Annotated in this window: 17 protein-coding genes; 12 read left to right on the top strand and 5 right to left on the bottom strand. The window is 62.7% G+C overall.

The annotated features are described in order from the left end of the window. From VGU61_RS20905 to VGU61_RS20875, 7 genes are all read left to right on the top strand, one after another. Window positions 1-514: glycoside hydrolase family 16 protein (locus VGU61_RS20905; protein WP_326861239.1), on the top strand; the 514-nt coding region annotated here is incomplete at its 5' end. Between the two features lie 310 nt (window positions 515-824). After that, complete coding sequence (locus tag VGU61_RS20900) at window positions 825-1,883, top strand: type III polyketide synthase (RefSeq protein ID WP_326861238.1); 1,059 nt, start codon at window positions 825-827, stop codon at window positions 1,881-1,883. Between the two features lie 10 nt (window positions 1,884-1,893). Next, window positions 1,894-2,643, top strand: coding sequence for a methyltransferase domain-containing protein (locus tag VGU61_RS20895; RefSeq protein WP_326861237.1), 750 nt, complete (start codon window positions 1,894-1,896; stop codon window positions 2,641-2,643). Further along, complete coding sequence (locus VGU61_RS20890) at window positions 2,640-3,920, top strand: NAD(P)/FAD-dependent oxidoreductase (RefSeq protein ID WP_326861236.1); 1,281 nt, start codon at window positions 2,640-2,642, stop codon at window positions 3,918-3,920. Before VGU61_RS20895 ends, VGU61_RS20890 begins: the two co-directional genes overlap by 4 nt. After that, window positions 3,921-4,244 (top strand): acyl carrier protein, encoded by a 324-nt coding sequence (locus tag VGU61_RS20885; protein ID WP_326861235.1) that lies wholly within the window; start codon window positions 3,921-3,923, stop codon window positions 4,242-4,244. After that, a complete protein-coding gene (locus VGU61_RS20880; RefSeq protein ID WP_326861234.1) occupies window positions 4,241-5,467 on the top strand; it encodes a beta-ketoacyl-[acyl-carrier-protein] synthase family protein in 1,227 nt (408 codons plus the stop codon). The genes VGU61_RS20885 and VGU61_RS20880 overlap by 4 nt, the downstream gene beginning before the upstream one ends. A 160-nt stretch (window positions 5,468-5,627) precedes the next feature. Next, on the top strand, window positions 5,628-6,227 hold the full coding sequence (locus VGU61_RS20875) for a chalcone isomerase family protein (protein WP_326861233.1): 600 nt from the start codon (window positions 5,628-5,630) through the stop codon (window positions 6,225-6,227). Window positions 6,228-6,400: 173 nt separating this feature from the next. Here the strand turns inward: VGU61_RS20875 and VGU61_RS20870 are convergent, their stop codons facing one another. Together VGU61_RS20870 and VGU61_RS20865 are read right to left on the bottom strand one after the other, a co-directional pair. Further along, complete coding sequence (locus VGU61_RS20870) at window positions 6,401-7,021, bottom strand: LysE/ArgO family amino acid transporter (RefSeq protein WP_326861232.1); 621 nt, start codon at window positions 7,019-7,021, stop codon at window positions 6,401-6,403. 121 nt (window positions 7,022-7,142) lie between these two features. Then, entirely contained in the window at window positions 7,143-7,508 is a 366-nt protein-coding gene (locus VGU61_RS20865) for a 2OG-Fe(II) oxygenase family protein (RefSeq protein ID WP_326861231.1), read from the bottom strand. Between the two features lie 525 nt (window positions 7,509-8,033). On the opposite strand from VGU61_RS20865, the gene VGU61_RS20860 reads away from it, so the two are divergent. The 5 genes from VGU61_RS20860 to VGU61_RS20840 all read left to right on the top strand — a co-directional run bounded on the left by VGU61_RS20860 (window position 8,034) and on the right by VGU61_RS20840 (window position 13,275). Then, window positions 8,034-8,528: a DUF2946 domain-containing protein gene (locus tag VGU61_RS20860; RefSeq protein WP_326861229.1), complete on the top strand. Its 495-nt coding sequence runs from the start codon at window positions 8,034-8,036 to the stop codon at window positions 8,526-8,528. Between the two features lie 403 nt (window positions 8,529-8,931). Continuing rightward, window positions 8,932-10,890 (top strand): TonB-dependent receptor, encoded by a 1,959-nt coding sequence (locus VGU61_RS20855; RefSeq protein ID WP_326861228.1) that lies wholly within the window; start codon window positions 8,932-8,934, stop codon window positions 10,888-10,890. Between the two features lie 64 nt (window positions 10,891-10,954). Further along, entirely contained in the window at window positions 10,955-12,199 is a 1,245-nt protein-coding gene (locus tag VGU61_RS20850) for a sialidase family protein (RefSeq protein ID WP_326861227.1), read from the top strand. After that, a complete protein-coding gene (locus tag VGU61_RS20845; protein WP_326861226.1) occupies window positions 12,196-12,675 on the top strand; it encodes a hypothetical protein in 480 nt (159 codons plus the stop codon). Before VGU61_RS20850 ends, VGU61_RS20845 begins: the two co-directional genes overlap by 4 nt. An 87-nt stretch (window positions 12,676-12,762) precedes the next feature. After that, window positions 12,763-13,275, top strand: coding sequence for a pilin (locus VGU61_RS20840; RefSeq protein WP_326861225.1), 513 nt, complete (start codon window positions 12,763-12,765; stop codon window positions 13,273-13,275). A 13-nt stretch (window positions 13,276-13,288) separates the two neighbouring features. On the opposite strand, the gene VGU61_RS20835 is transcribed toward VGU61_RS20840, so the two are convergent. From VGU61_RS20835 to VGU61_RS20825, 3 genes are read right to left on the bottom strand one after another with little or no spacing between them, the layout of a single operon-like run. Next, window positions 13,289-14,101 (bottom strand): DUF2145 domain-containing protein, encoded by an 813-nt coding sequence (locus tag VGU61_RS20835; RefSeq protein WP_326861224.1) that lies wholly within the window; start codon window positions 14,099-14,101, stop codon window positions 13,289-13,291. A gap of 7 nt (window positions 14,102-14,108) precedes the next feature. Further along, window positions 14,109-14,564 carry a hypothetical protein gene (locus tag VGU61_RS20830; protein WP_326861223.1) on the bottom strand — a complete coding sequence of 152 codons (456 nt, stop codon included), beginning with the start codon at window positions 14,562-14,564 and terminating at the stop codon, window positions 14,109-14,111. 20 nt (window positions 14,565-14,584) lie between these two features. Continuing rightward, window positions 14,585-15,040: a YiaA/YiaB family inner membrane protein gene (locus VGU61_RS20825; RefSeq protein WP_326861222.1), complete on the bottom strand. Its 456-nt coding sequence runs from the start codon at window positions 15,038-15,040 to the stop codon at window positions 14,585-14,587. Window positions 15,041-15,115: the final 75 nt, after the last annotated feature.

Here is a 15,115-nt window from a genome sequence, read left to right as displayed (position 1 = left end):
CCGCGTGATCGATACCGACGGCAAGTTCTACCAGACCTACGGTTACTACGAGATCGAAGCCAAGCTGCCGATCGGCAAGGGCACATGGCCGGCATTCTGGCTGTACAACCATGACGAACCGGATCCGTTCCGTCCAGAGATCGACATCATGGAAGCGTATGCAGGCGGCGGCCCCGCAAGCTACTGGAGCGATGCGAACTTCCACCCGACCGCATACGCACCGACGATCTGGACCGGCGCGCCGGGCGTTCTCGGCGGCACCAAGATGGTGACCGGCCTGGGCGATCTGTCGGCCGGCTATCACAAGTACGCACTGAAGTGGGAACCGGGCCGTCAGACGTTCTACTTCGATGGCCGTGAAGTGTATAGCGTTGCCGTGACCATGCCGCGCCGCATGTACGTGATGCTGGACCTGCTGTTCGGCAGCGCCAGCGGCCAGCCGGACAACACCACGCCGACCGGCAAGTTGAACTCCTTCGACGTGAAGTATGTACGTGTATGGCAGTTCAGGTAATCAGCACGATATGAAGCGGCGCGCATGCGCCAGCTTCTGATCCTCGGGCCCGTATGTCATGCATACGGGCCTTTTTGTTTGCGCGCACTATCGCCATTCGTGGCATCAACGCCTGCCTGCATCCAAGGCGCAACATCTCTTTCCTGCCCCCTCTCGCCATCCGGGAATTGCCTCGCATCGCTCTTGCAACTTGATCACCATCGGCTGGTCTAAAAATTAACTTGCAGCGAAGAATCAAAGTGCGCCGGCCCGTACTAGACAGGTCAGAAGGCGCCGCCTTCCACACCTGAAGCAGAACGGGAAAGCACGCATGTATGTAAACGGCATAGGAACCGCAGTACCGCCCAATCGTTACCTCAAATCCGATTGCTGGGAAGCATTCCAGGCATCCGATTGGTTCCAGCGGCTCGGCCCGCGCGCGCATGCGGTTGCGAAGGCAGTGCTGCTGCGCGACAACGGCATCGAGGCGCGGCATCTCGCGCTCGATTCGCTGGAGGAAGTCTTTCAAATCGATCCCGACACACTCGACCGGCGTTTTATCGCCCACGCGCCGGCGCTCGCCCGCGATGCCGGCATGCGTGCACTGGAACAGGCCGGTCTGCAGGCCGAGCGCATCGATGCCATCGTGGTCAGCACCTGCACCGGTTACCTGTGTCCCGGACTGAGCGGCTACGTCGCCGAGCGATTGGGCCTGCGCCCCGACATACAGGCATTCGATCTCGTCGGGCAGGGATGCGCGGCTGCACTTCCCAACATGCGGCTGGCGAGTGCGCTTCTCGATTCGGCGCAATGCAGCCATGTCCTGTCGGTATGCGTCGAAGTCTGCAGCGCGGCGATGTATCTCGACGATGATCCCGGCGTGCTCATCAGCGCCTGCCTGTTCGGCGACGGCGCCGGCGCGGCGGTGCTGTCGCGGCGGCCACGGGAAACGGTGCGACGCATCGAGTGGCGCGACAGCGAATCGCTGCTCAACCCGACAAAGCGCGAAGCGCTGATGTTCGAGCAGCGCAGCGGCATGCTGCGCAACATCCTCACCCGCGACGTGCCCTGGCTTGCCGCCGAACATGCGCACGATGTGCTGTGCAAGGTGCTGCAGCGCGCCGGCGTCGAACGCGAGGCCGTCAGCACCTGGATCATGCATGCGGGCGGCCGTGATGTGCTGGCCGCGCTGGAAAAGAAGTTCGGCGTCGGCAAGCATGACTTCCGCTACAGCGCCGCGATGCTGCGCGACTACGGCAACCTTAGCAGCGCCTTCGTGTATTTCGTCCTGGAGGCTGCGCTGGAAGACAACGCGCCCGGCGGCGCATGGTGGCTGTCGTCATTCGGCGCGGGGTTCAGCTGCCACGGCGCGCTGCTGCAGGTCGACTGAGCCGCACTCCATGATCGGCCCCACTTTCACCGGCAGCACGTTTCCGCGGCGTCTCGAAAACGAAACGCTCGACCATCTGGCCGAAGACGATCCGCGCGCAATCCGCTCCCGTGCCGACCTGCGGCGCATCAACCGCATCATGGGATCGGCCGGCATCATCGCCGAGGCGCTTGCCCGCTATCCAAAGCCGCCGGTGCGCATCATCGAACTCGGCGCCGGCGACGGCAGCCTGATGCTGCGCCTGGCCAAGCGGCTGTCGCATGCCTGGCCGGGCGTGGAACTGACGCTGCTCGACCGGCAGCACCTCGTATCCGACAGCACGCGCGAGGGTTTCCTGCGGCTCGGATGGAAGGTGCGCGTGCTGCAGGCCGACGTGCTGGACTGGGCGGAACAATCGTCGCCGGAGGAATGGGATATCGCCGTCGCCAACCTGTTCATCCATCACTTCGACGCCCCCGGGATCGCATTGCTTTTCCGTGCGCTGCAGCAGCGCTCCCGGATGGTTGTTGCCTGCGAGCCACTGCGCGCGCGCCTGCCGCTGCTGGGCAGCCGGCTGGTGGGACTGGTCGGGGCCAACGCCGTCACGCGCGAAGATGCGGTGTTGAGCGTACAGGCGGGTTTTCATGGCAATGAGCTGTCGGCGCTATGGCCTGGCGATGCACAAGGGTGGCGGCTGGAGGAAAGGCCGGCGCGGCTGTTTAGTCACCTGTTCGTGGCAATGAAAGAAGAAGCGCAGAAGAAAGCACAAGGAGCGATATGACGACGCACACCCACTATGACGCCATCATCATCGGCGCCGGACCGGCCGGCGCCAGCGCCGCCATCCTGCTGTCGCGCCAGGGCTGGCGCGTGGCAGTGGTGGAGAAACAGCGCTTCCCGCGACGCAAGGTATGTGGCGAGTGCATCGCCGCCAGCAATCTGCCGCTGCTCGACGAGCTCGGCATCGGCAAGGCGGTGGCCGACCTCGCCGGTGCGCCGCTGCGGCAGGTGGCGCTGATGATGGGCGAACAGACGGTCCGTGCGCCGTTCCCGGCCTTCGCGGACGGGCGCCATCCATGGGGCGTCGCGCTCGGGCGGGAAGTGCTGGATACGCTTCTCCTGGAACAGGCGGCGCGCAGCGGCGCCGACGTGTTCCAGCCGTGGGCGGCGCGCAGCATCGATGGCGGACCCGGCGCGTATCGCTGCCATGTAGGCAAAGTCCATGCGGACGAGTCGGTCACGCTGCAGGCGCCGGTCCTGATTGCGGCGCATGGATCGTGGGAACTGCCGCCGGCCGGCACACGACAGGACCAGGATGGCCAGCAGAAGCCGCAGCAGCTTTTGTCCGACCTGTTCGCGTTCAAGGCAAATTTCACCGACGCCGGACTGGAAACCGGTCTGCTGCCGGTGTTGTCCTTTCCAGGCGGTTACGGAGGCATGGTGGTCGGCGATAGCGCCACGACGACGCTTGCCTTCTGCATGCGGCGGGACCAACTGTTGCGCTGCAGGCAGGCAGCCCCGGCGCAAAAGGCCGCCGAAGCGGCGGTCGCCCATGTCGCGCGCACCTGCGCCGGCGTGCGCCGCATGCTGTCCACCGCGCGGCAGCAAGGTACCTGGCTTGCCGTCGGTCCGATCCGGCCCGGCATCCGCATGCCGCGCGACGGCGGCAGCGCCTTCCTGGTCGGCAATGCGGCCGGCGAGGCGCACCCGATCATCGGCGAAGGCATGAGCATGGCGATACAGTCGGCGTGCCTGCTCGCCGGCCTGCTCGGACCGCACCGCACCGAAATGAAAGACGCCGCGCAGCAGGCAGCGCTGCGGCAAGGCTATGCGCAGATGTGGCATGGCCATTTCGCGCAACGCATACGGCTGGCCGCGCTGTTCGCCCATGCGGCGATGCGGCCGGGGCTGACCGGCGCCGCATTGCCGGTGCTGCGCATGGCGCCGCACCTGCTGACCCGGGCCGCGCAATGGAGCGGCAAGGTCACCCGCGCACCTGTGCCGATGCCCGCCACCCCCAACGCTTTGAATACCGACGACTTACTCAAGGAGTGCTGAATGACGACCTATGAACGACTGAAGCAGATACTGGTCAGCGAGTACCAGCTTGCGCCGGAAAAACTCACACCCGACGCCAGGCTGGAAGAACTGGGCGTCGATTCCCTCGGTGTCATGGAACTGCTGTTCCAGGTGGAGGATGAATTCGACATCCGGCTGCCGTCCGACCAGGTGGAATTGCCCACGATAGGGGACGTGGTTGATTACATCGACCGCCTGGTGGCCGAGCAGCATGCGGAGACCTCGTCCGGCAGCGGCATCGTCCAGCCGCCGGCGCAATCCGTCCAGAAGACCGCCGGCGCATCGAGCGGACGCACGGCATGAGACGTGTGGCCGTCACCGGCATCGGCATCGTCTCGCCGCTCGGCGACACGATCGCGGACCTCGGCGACAATCTGGCCGCGGGCCGCTCGGCGGTACGCCGCCTCGATGACGAAGCGTTCGGCAGGCTGTCGACCCGCATCGCCGCGCAAACCGCATTCGACGGCGCGCTGCATTTCGATCCGCCGAAGCTGCGCATGCTCGACCGCGTCAGCCAGTTCGCGCTGGTCGCCGCGCGAAAGGCGCTGGAAGATGCCGCCCTGAAGGCCGATTTCGATCCGTCCCGCGCCGGCGTATTCCTCGGCACCGGCATGGGCGGATCGCTGACCACCGACGACGGCTACCGCACCCTGTATGAGCAGCAGTCCGACCGTATCAAGCCCTTCAGCGTGCTGCTGGCGATGAACAATGCCGCCGCATCATGGATCGGGCTGGAGCACGGCATCACCGGGCCCAACCTGACCTACAGCACGGCCTGCTCCTCTTCCGCGGTCGCCATCGGGGAGGCGGCGAAAGCGATCCGTGCCGGCGACGCCGATGTCATGATTGCCGGCGGCAGCGAGGCGCCGCTGTCGCTCGGCACGATGAAGGCATGGGAGGCGCTGCGCACGCTGGCCGTCGAAGACGGCGATAACCCGGCCGCATCATGCAAGCCGTTTTCGAAAAACCGGACCGGGCTGGTACTGGCCGAGGGTGCCGCGATCGTCATCCTGGAGGAGTGGGAGAGGGCGGTGGCGCGCAAGGCCGTCATCCATGCCGAGCTTGCCGGCTACGGGCTGGCGACCGACATCGCGCACCTGACCCGCCCAAGCGTCGAAGGCCAGGCGCGCGCGATGCGCCTGGCGCTGGCATCGGCCTGCATCGATCCATCCGACATCGCCTACCTGAACGCCCACGGCACCGGCACGCCCGCCAACGACCCGGTCGAGACCGCCGCCATCCGGCAGGTATTCGGCGCCCAGGCGGACCGGTTGGCGGTCAGTTCGACCAAGTCCATGCACGGCCACCTGCTCGGCGCGGCCGGCGCGCTGGAATTCGTGATCGCCATCCTCGCGATGCGCAGCGGCGTGATTCCGCCGACGATCAATCTCGATATGGCCGACCCGGAATGCGATCTCGATTATGTGGCGAATGCCTCGCGCAGCGGCCAACGGATCGGCGCAGTCATGTCGAACTCGTTCGCCTTCGGCGGGACGAATGCGGTGCTGGTGGCAAGCGCAATCTGAGCGCTGCAGTCATCCCATAAGCCAGTTTTTCGAATTCAGGCATGTGGTCCACCTTCCTGCACGCGCCGTTTAAATTAAATCAACCAGTGTTGTATTGCACTGCGGCATTATTTTCCAATCTCTTGTATCCTAACGGTGATATATAGCCTAGGAGACAACCATGCATCACCCTTACCGCCTCGGCCGGGCACTTATGCTCGCCGCCAGCCTGTTCGCCTTCAGCGCATCCAGCGCCTTTGCCGCCGTCGATGTGGGCGGATATAAATACGACGAGACCGTGAAGGTCGGCAACCAGGACCTGAAGCTCAACGGCGCGGGCGTGCGGTACAAGGCCATCTTCCAGGTGTACTCCGCAGGCCTGTACCTTCCCGAGAAGAAAGCCACGCCGGCGGACATCTATGCCTTGCCCGGCGCCAAGCGCATCCGCCTGGTCATGCAGCGCAACGTCAATGCGGAGGAATTCGGCCAGGCGTTCATGACCGGCATTCAGCAGAATTCCGATAAGGCCGAAAAGGCGAAACTCATCAACCAGCTGATGAAATTTGGCCAGCTGTTTGCCTCCATCCCCGAACTGAAAAAGGGCGACGTGGTGACCAACGACTTCATTCCGGGCACGGGAACGATCGTCCAGATCAACGGCAAGCAGGTCGCCGACCCGATTCCCGATCCACTGTTCTACACCGTGCTGCTGCGCATCTGGCTGGGTGACAAGCCGGCAGACGCGAAGTTGAAAACCGGGCTGCTCGGCGAAACGGATTAATGGCGTCCCGCAAGTCTGGACTTTGCCGGCACGGCGAGCCCCAGGACTTGCTATCCGACCGGGCGTTCAAGCGGCGGGGCGGACGTTCTTGCCCCGCGAATCAATTCGTGAACCTGCAAATGCGCAAGAGAGGGCAAGCTCATGGTTCTGGCGACGCGCAAGGCATTGCCATGTCATGACCAGAACGTGTTCTGAACGGTAATCCACGCCATGGCAAACATGATCACAGCGATCGTGAAATCCAGGACTTGCCACATGATCGGCCGCATAAATAAAGGGGCAATCAACCGCGCACCGCCAATCAATACCGAGAACCAGAGAAACGACGCGCTGAGCGCGCCCAATGCGAAAGAAACCCGCTCATCCATTGGCTTTGTTCCGCTGACGGCGCCGATCAACACCGCCGTGTCAAGAATGGCCAGGGGATTTAGAAAGGACATCGCCGTCGTGGCGATGACGACTTGAGACAATGTTTGCTCGTCTGGGGCTTCCAGCCCGGGCAATGTCGGTCTCATGGCCGCCTTCAGCGCAACGTAGCCATGCCAGCACATGAATGCCGCACCGCCGCCGACCGCAATCATCATCAACCAGTAGTACCGCGACACCAGCGTACCTACGCCCGCCGTGCCGATGAAAATCAGTAGCGCGTCAGCCCCGACGCAAACCGACATCATCGCGAGCAGGTAGCGTCCGCGCAGGCTTTGGCGGATCACGAATACGTCTTTGGGGCCAATGGCGATCATCAGGCCAATACCTAACGTTAATCCTTGAAGGTAGGAGACGCCAGAAGGCATATTCAATCCTATGTCAGAGTACCGGCCGCTGCCGACCAGTGGCAGGGCCGGTGTTGTGCGCCTATGCATCCCTTCGTCGGAAGATAAGGCGGATATTCAGTTCAGCAGACAGACCGGAAGCTTATTCGCTGAACGGCTTGTTGCCAAAGCTTTGGTGAAAATCGTTCGCTATTCTGTGCAGGTCGAGTGCCTGCCCTTCCACGAAGCTCGGGTATGGGGCATGCAAGTCCGGAATCGCAAAATAGACGAGAGACGAGCGTGAAACGGGTACAGCAGGATTCAGTACCGCGTGTTCCATATAAGGGATCTTGCCATCCGACAGAGTCGTCAGCAGCGATCCTGTGAACACGATCATCTCGTCATCAGCCAGCCGGACCTCCTGCCGCACGCCGCGCGGAAAGATCACGAGTCCATCGCGTGACGCTTTGACGAAGGTGATGAGATGGCCGTCTTCATGCTTATCCTGCAGATACTCCCTGTCCGACATGCGATACGCCCGCTCGTACGCGCAAAACTGCACATACGAACTGTCCCTGATGTCCAGTGATATCGGTACGCTAAAGTGCCTGGTTATCGCTTTTAGAATTCGATCGGCGATCGGAAACGAATTCTCTTCGAACGCAGCGACGTTTTGATAAAAACCCGTCCGCTACATTTGATGCGAGCGGTGTTCAGTCTTGTGCTTGTGCCGGTAGCAAAACCTCTCGCACAGATCGACGTTATTCGTGGAATTGGCATACTCCGTCCCGAATGCAAGAAAGCCGTCGGTGCGCGTGGAAAAGCTGAAGCTTATCTTTTGAAGTGTAAGGCCCGACTACTCGGCAACACCAATGAACAGCGGTCGGCATGTTACCAAGCGCCGTAGTCAAATCCGCACAGGAACCGTTGCGGGGGTATTGATATTGCCGCCGCCGTGACGCCGTGCGAAATTTGGATTGATCCAGTTGGACCAATCGAATTCTTGAATCTATCGGCAGGGCGCTGCATAGTGATCCAATGATAAGATTCGACCATGGGATTGAGTCGATATCTGCGTCGTGTTGCCGCCTGGATGGCGTGTTTCGCTGTTCTGGCAGCGTCGCTCGCGCCGTCCATTTCCCATGCGCTTTATGCAGCCGGTTTGTCCGACTATGCGCCGGCTTCTCCGGTCGACCGACACGCCAGCCATGCTCCGCAAGCAGCGGATTCCCGGCATGACGGGGAACATCCGCCGGATATGCAGAGCCATTCAGCACACGAGCATGCGGTCCATTCCCACCATGCCTCGGCACCCGGTCCGGATTCGTCGGGCGGGACGGATCCGGATTCGCATTCATCCAGGCTGCACTTCGAGCACTGCCCGTTCTGCTTCACTCATGCCGGCTCCTTCGGGCTGGCGCCATTTGCCGCCGTGATAGCGGCACCCAATGCAGGTGCTTCCATCCTGCCGGTTCTTTTCTATCATTCCCCCGCGCGGCTGTTCGCCTGGACGGCGGCGCAGCCGCGCGCCCCACCCGAATTCTCCTGACCGGCTCTCTTTGCACTTCGCAGTCCGGCAGCTCATTCACTTTCTTCATCGAAACCATCCACGATACCGGCCAGACCGGCGTGCGCGCTTGTGTTCAATGCCTTCCGGAACCGGGATGGCAGCCGCCTGCGTTTTCCGGGAAAGTCATGAGCCCGATACACCTGCTGCAGTGACCCGTCGCCATTGCCCGGAAACCTGGATGATGAACGCATCCATGCGTTCACACGTTGCCGGCCGCGATGGCAAGGTTACCTGCTCAGGCAATCAATTCGAACTATAAGGATTTTCAATGTCTCTGCCAGGCAAGCGGCAACATATAAGCCGCATGCATTATTTGTCCGCCACCGCGCTGCCACTATTTTGGGCACTGCACTTGTCCAATGCATGTGCACAGGAAAAAACGTTGCCTGCGGTTACCGTCACCGCGGAACCGGTTGCCAGTCCATCGCTTCCGTCGATTGATGTGGCACGGGAACGCATCGGCACTACGCCGGGCGGCGCCAACATCGTGGACGCCGAGCAGTACAAGGAGGGAAGAGTGTCGACGCTTTCCGATGCGCTGCAGTTTTCGCCCGGCGTGTTCGTCGCATCGCGTTTCGGCGCCGAGGAAGCGCGCCTGTCCATTCGCGGTTCCGGCCTGCAGCGCACTTTCCATATGCGGGGCATTCAGCTGCTGCAGGACGGCGTGCCGCTCAACCTTGCCGACGGCAGTGCCGATTTCCAGGCGGTGGAACCGCTCTCGGCACGCTATGTCGAGGTATATCGCGGCGCCAACGCGCTCCAGTTCGGCGCAACTACCCTTGGCGGCGCGGTCAACTTCGTCAGTCCCTCCGGACTCGTGGCGCCATCTTTGGCTGCGCGGCTGGAGGCCGGCAGCTTCGGCTACCGACGGGCGCAGATCGCGGCGGCCGGAAAGACCGATACGCTGGACTGGTTCATCGCCGGATCGACCTTTCATCAGAAAGGATTCCGTGTGCATTCCAGGCAGGACACGCAGCGCATTTCCGGCAATCTCGGCTGGCAGATCACGGATGCCGTCGAAACCCGCTTCTTCCTGCATGCGGTCAACACCGGCTCGGAGCTGCCCGGCGCGCTGACGAAGGCGGAGATGAACGCATCGCCGAGAAGGGCAGACCCCGCCGCGGTAACCGGCGACCAGCATCGGGACTTCGATCTGTACCGCCTGTCGAACAAGACGACCATCCAGCTGGACCCGGCCCGGCGCCTGGAAATCGGCGGCTTCTATTCCTACAAATCGCTGTTCCATCCGATTTTCCAGGTGCTGGAGCAGGATTCGGACGATTACGGCCTGTCGGCGCGCTACATCAGCGACGGGAAGCTGTTTGGCGGAAAGAACCGGCTCATCGTCGGTACGTCCCTGTTACAGGGGACGCTGGACGACGACCGCTTCCGCAACGTCGGCGGGCAATCCGGCGCCCGCACCGGCCAGGCCGAACAGCGTTCCCGTAGCGTCGCGGTATTCGCCGAGAACCAGCATTACGTACTGCCTTCGACCGCCCTGATCCTCGGCGCTCAGGCGGTGGAGGCGCGGCGCCGGCTGACCGACCGCTTCCTTGCCGATGGCGACAACAGCGTCGACAGGACTTACCGCCGCGTCTCGCCCAAGGTCGGAGCGCGGCATGAACTGACGCCCGACATCCAGCTGTACGGCAATGTGAGCGGCAGCTACGAGCCGCCGTCGTTCGGAGAGCTGGCGGGCGGCGTGAATGTGACGCCGGTCGATGCGCAGCGCGCAAGATCCGCCGAAATCGGATCGCGCGGCGTGTTCAGTCCCGGCTGGGGCAGCCTGCGGTGGGATGTCTCGCTCTATCACGCGCGGGTGAAAAACGAGCTGCTCGCATTGAACAGCCCGGCCGGCATCCCGCTCGGCACGACGAATGCCGACAGGACGGTTCATCAGGGCATCGAGGCAGGCATGGAAACGGATATCGGCCGGCAATGGACCGTGCGCCTGAATTACCAGTTGAACGACTTCCGCTTCGACGGCGACCGGGCGTACCGCGATAACCGGCTTGCCGGCGTACCGCGCCAGTTCGCGACCGGGGAGGTGCTTTACAGGATGGCTAACGGACTGTATTTCGGGCCGAACGTCCGGCTTGCTTCCGTCACATGGGTCGACCATGCGAACACGCTGCGCGCCGCCGGATACGGGATTGTCGGGTTCAAGCTCGGCCAGCGGGTCAACAGGCATATGTCGTGGTTCGTCGATGCACGCAACCTGGCGGACAAAACTTATGCGGCGACGACAGGCGTGATCGCGGATGCGCGGGGTGCGGACAGCAGGCAGTTCTATCCGGGCGACGGACGTTCGCTGTATGCCGGCGTGGAGCTGAACTATTGACCAGGCATCAGACTGGCCTGGCCGGCGCCTCGCGCGCCGGCCAACATTTTTTGGAGAGATGGCAATGAGCACGATGATGGGTAAATGGAAGGCGGATGCCACCAGGCTGCTGCTGACGGTTTCACTGGCCGCCGTCGCCAGCTGCGCGGCGGCACAAGGAAGCACGGCGCACAGCCACGGCCATGCCGGCCACGCGAAGGCGCGTGACCTGGGCACCGGCGCGGCATTCGACAAGGATGGCCGCCTGTGGGTGGCGACCAAGAAAACCGACAACGGCGATCAGTTTATTGTCGTGCAGCATTCGACCGATATGGGCAAGACCTGGACGACGCCGACGCGTATCCAGGCCACGCCGGAGCCGATTGCGGCCAGCGGCGAAGCGCGCCCGCATATCGCATTCGGCGGCAAGGGCGAGCTGTATGTCAGCTATACCAGCACGGTGAAGCGGCCGCATATCGGCGATATCCGTTTCGTGCGCTCGCTGGATGGCGGCAAGACGTTCTCCTCGCCGATCACGGTTCATGCGAACCGTGACGCCATCACGCATAGTTTCGATTCGATGGTGGTGGATGCGGACGGAAAAATCTTCATCGCATGGGTCGACGACCGTGATGCCCGGCAGATGAAGGCGGCGGGCGGGCGCTACGCCGGCTCGGCGGTGTATTACGCCGTCTCGAACGACGGCGGCGCGACATTCAAGGGCGACTACAAGGTGGCGGACCATAGCTGCGAATGCTGCCGCATCGGGCTGACGCTCAACGACAAGGGTGTCCCGGTCGCCATGTGGCGGCATGTCTTCGCGCCAAATATCCGCGACCATGCGATCGCCGAGCTTTCCGCCGACGGCAAGGTCTCCGCACCGGTACGCGTGACCTTCGATGATTGGCGCATCGACGCATGCCCGCATCACGGCCCGTCGATCGCCTACGGGCCGGACGGCACGCGCCATCAGGTCTGGTTCAACGGCAAGGAAGGGGAGGGCGCGGGTGCGCTTTACGCTGCGACGCAAAGCAATGGCAAAACACGCAAGCCCGTATCGCTCGGCTCGGAACAGGCGTCGCATCCCGACCTCGTGGTGCAGGGCAGGCAGGTGTCCATCGTATGGAAGCAATTCGACGGTCAATCGACCGCCGTGCTGACCAAGCTGTCCGAGGATGGCGGCGCGACCTGGAAAGAAAAGGAACTCGCGCGAACTGCCGGCGATTCCGACAAGCCCTACCTTGCCGCGCATCGCACCGGCGCGGTTCTGGTCTGGCGCACCGAGAACGATGGTGTCCGTGTGGTACCGATCCAGAAGGAGAAGCCATGAACACGTTCATTCGTGCATCGCTGGCCGCCGCTTTGTGCGTGTCCCAGATTGCCGCGCAAGCGACGGAAAATATCCGTGTTTTCGGACCGGACAGTTTCAGGCAGATCGTCTCGTCCGAAAAGGGCAAGCCTTTCGTCATCCTTGTGTGGTCGCTCGACTGCGAGTATTGCCAGCGCAGTTTCCAGGCGCTGGCCGAAGCAAGGAAGAAGGGCGGATTCGATGTCGTGACGATTGCCACCGACCGTGCCGATGACGCGGAAGCCGCTGCCCTGGTGCGAAAGAAGCTGGAATCGTCGGGCCTCGGCGCCCACATGTGGGCGTTCGGCCCTGCGCCTGCCGAGCAATTGCGTTACGCGATCGATCCGAAATGGCGCGGCGAGATACCGCGCAGCTACTGGTTCGACAAGGAGGGAAAGGCGGTCGCATACTCGGGCGTGATCACGAATGCAACGGTGGCGAAATTTCTCGCGAAGTGACGACGGTTATGGCAAGCACCATGTTGACGATTGCCAACATGGTTGTTCCATGGCAGCATGAACCGTCCCTACCACTCATGCCATCCCATGCCGAAGCTATCACGCCATACCGGTCCGGAACACATCGCCCGCGGCTTCACCATGCTGGAATTGATGATCGTCGTTGCGGTCGTCGCCATTCTCGCGCTCATCGCGGCACCCAGTTACCTCGATAAATTCATCAAGGAACAGATCGTCGATGCGCTTCCGTTCGCCGACATTGCGACCAAGCCGATCGCCGCAGCCTGGCTCGCAACCCAGACTCTTCCCGCCGACAATGCTGCCGCCGGCTTGCCGGCCGAGGACAAGATCGTCAACCAGTTCATCCGTTCGCTGGTGGTGCGCGACGGCGCGGTACACATCACCTTCGGCAACCGCGCCAACAGCTTCCTGAGGGACAAGGTGCTGACCCTGCGCCCGGCGGTGGTCGAGGACGCACCCATCGTGCCGGTGACCTGGGTATGCGGCTTCGCGGAAGCGCCGGGCAACATGACGCTCAAGGGCGACAACAAGACCACGATTCCGTCGAACTATCTTCCCTATAAATGCCGGGCGCGCTAGCGCACTGCGCCCATCAGTTCTTCAGTTCCACTACCAACGGCGCGCCGCCGAGTTTCGATTTTCGCAGCCATGCAAATACCGAATCCACGGTGACCGTTTCGATCCGGCCCGAAAACCGCTTCTCCGCAGGATGGTCGTCGAATGCCACATTCGGAGCGCTGATCATGCCGCCGAGCCGTGACAATGCGCCGAGACGCACCAGACCGGGCTGATAGGCCTGCGCCTGCAGCCATGCCTGTGCCTGCGAGCGGGTTGCATCCGGGGGCAGCATCGCAGCGGCCAGGGTTTCGATCGCCCACTGATTGGACTGCTGGTAGTTGCCGCCCCATGCATAGCTGACGATGCTGTACGGCGTGCGATGCAGGCGCGTGGCCAGCCGGTCATCCCGCAGTATCGGCAGCAGGCGGTCCTGCACTTCCCGGACCGGCGCGACGAAAGCCGCTTCATAGCGCCACAGGTCGTCCAGAAAAAACTCGCCCAATCCCTGGCGGTAGATTGCTGATACATCGGTGCCGCATTGATTCAGCTTGTGCAGCACCCGCCAGACATGGCCGCCGCTGCCGTCCGGCTGCCGGTACGCAAAGCCGAGGTGAGAATAGTGCACGCCGTATTTGGTCAGGTCCTGGCCGGCGCGCGCCAGCAGCACCACGTCATGGCCGCTGGCGTCCAGCGCCGCCATCGTGCGTTCGGCAAGCGCGAGTCCGCGTTCAATCGTGAAGGCCGTTGACCTGATGTTCTCGCATGGCCGGCCTGCGTGCACGGCAGAGGCGGAAAGCAGGTTGGCGGCAACAGCGAGCGTGATGCAGAAACGTGTGAGGTATCGCATGGCCATCTCAAAGACGTTCGTTATGCAGGAGGGCCTTGCCCAGGGCATTCGGCAGGAAGGCGATCGCTTCCGCCGCGACCGACAGCACCACGCCGGCGCCGATGACGCTGACCGTGACAACCGTGCCGGCGGCCAGTGATGCAGCCGCAATGCCTTCGCCCGCGATCTCGATGCTGAACCGGGCACCGTCCGACGCACGTTCCAGCACCAGCAATGTGCCACGCGCGGATGCGGCGACGGCCTTCACCACCAGCACCGTGCCGGCCGCCGACAGGACCAGCGGCGCGGCCGCGAGAGTGCTGGCGGCGACCACCACCGAGGCGATCGGCAGCGTGGAAAGAGCGCTTACTGCGGAGGCGTCGTTGTGCGCCCTCGCGGAGCCGGCGGCAAGAATGCCGAATGCGAAGATCCAGGAGGCGGCACCTGCTGCCACGAGGCGGGTTCCGGTGAACTTGAATTTCATGTCAATTCCTCTTTCCGTGTTCAGGCCGTTTCCGCATCGAGGACCGCGAGGCGGCTTCTGCTCAGGTCGGCTTCATGCCGGTCGCGCAAGGTCTTTGCAAGGGTGAACGCGCAGGTAATCAGGTAGAGCCAGCTCACGCCGAGAAAGGCTTTATAGGTCTCGTTGATCTCCATCCTCAGCAAGCCCCAAGACGTCAGTGCCATCGAAATGAAGAAGCCGGTCCAGACGACATACTTGAACATCGGCGTATCGGCGGCCCGGCCTTCAATGCGCGCCTTCTCCGCATCCCGCACCAGCTTGGCCAGCACGAAGGCGGTGGTCAGACAGAAGAAATAGCCCATCACCATGAATACCCGGTCGAGATCCTTGCCGGGAAGGTAAGCCAGACCGACGCCGCACATGAATACGGCGATCGCGAAGGAGATCCAGACCTGCAACTGCCATGCCTTGGAATCGCGGTGAATGACGACTTTCATATTCCTTCCTTTCGTTGATTGCGGTGACGGGAGTGTCGTCGATCGCGATGGGGAAAGGCTTGGAAAAGTGGTCTG

It is taken from the genome of Noviherbaspirillum sp. (genome assembly GCF_035944575.1).
Lineage (GTDB): Bacteria > Pseudomonadota > Gammaproteobacteria > Burkholderiales > Burkholderiaceae_D > Noviherbaspirillum.
This window is presented reverse-complemented; position numbering and strand designations above follow the sequence as displayed.

What these genes read in the sequence shown, in the direction of transcription:
- VGU61_RS20900 (WP_326861238.1), top strand. Translation starts at nt 825, where the DNA reads ATGTATGTAAACGGCATAGGAACCGCAGTACCGCCCAATCGTTACCTC.
- VGU61_RS20895 (WP_326861237.1), top strand. Translation starts at nt 1,894, where the DNA reads ATGATCGGCCCCACTTTCACCGGCAGCACGTTTCCGCGGCGTCTCGAA.
- VGU61_RS20890 (WP_326861236.1), top strand. Translation starts at nt 2,640, where the DNA reads ATGACGACGCACACCCACTATGACGCCATCATCATCGGCGCCGGACCG.
- VGU61_RS20885 (WP_326861235.1), top strand. Translation starts at nt 3,921, where the DNA reads ATGACGACCTATGAACGACTGAAGCAGATACTGGTCAGCGAGTACCAG.
- VGU61_RS20880 (WP_326861234.1), top strand. Translation starts at nt 4,241, where the DNA reads ATGAGACGTGTGGCCGTCACCGGCATCGGCATCGTCTCGCCGCTCGGC.
- VGU61_RS20875 (WP_326861233.1), top strand. Translation starts at nt 5,628, where the DNA reads ATGCATCACCCTTACCGCCTCGGCCGGGCACTTATGCTCGCCGCCAGC.
- VGU61_RS20870 (WP_326861232.1), bottom strand. Translation starts at nt 7,021, where the DNA reads ATGCCTTCTGGCGTCTCCTACCTTCAAGGATTAACGTTAGGTATTGGC.
- VGU61_RS20865 (WP_326861231.1), bottom strand. Translation starts at nt 7,508, where the DNA reads ATGTCGGACAGGGAGTATCTGCAGGATAAGCATGAAGACGGCCATCTC.
- VGU61_RS20860 (WP_326861229.1), top strand. Translation starts at nt 8,034, where the DNA reads ATGGGATTGAGTCGATATCTGCGTCGTGTTGCCGCCTGGATGGCGTGT.
- VGU61_RS20850 (WP_326861227.1), top strand. Translation starts at nt 10,955, where the DNA reads ATGAGCACGATGATGGGTAAATGGAAGGCGGATGCCACCAGGCTGCTG.
- VGU61_RS20845 (WP_326861226.1), top strand. Translation starts at nt 12,196, where the DNA reads ATGAACACGTTCATTCGTGCATCGCTGGCCGCCGCTTTGTGCGTGTCC.
- VGU61_RS20840 (WP_326861225.1), top strand. Translation starts at nt 12,763, where the DNA reads ATGCCGAAGCTATCACGCCATACCGGTCCGGAACACATCGCCCGCGGC.
- VGU61_RS20835 (WP_326861224.1), bottom strand. Translation starts at nt 14,101, where the DNA reads ATGCGATACCTCACACGTTTCTGCATCACGCTCGCTGTTGCCGCCAAC.
- VGU61_RS20830 (WP_326861223.1), bottom strand. Translation starts at nt 14,564, where the DNA reads ATGAAATTCAAGTTCACCGGAACCCGCCTCGTGGCAGCAGGTGCCGCC.
- VGU61_RS20825 (WP_326861222.1), bottom strand. Translation starts at nt 15,040, where the DNA reads ATGAAAGTCGTCATTCACCGCGATTCCAAGGCATGGCAGTTGCAGGTC.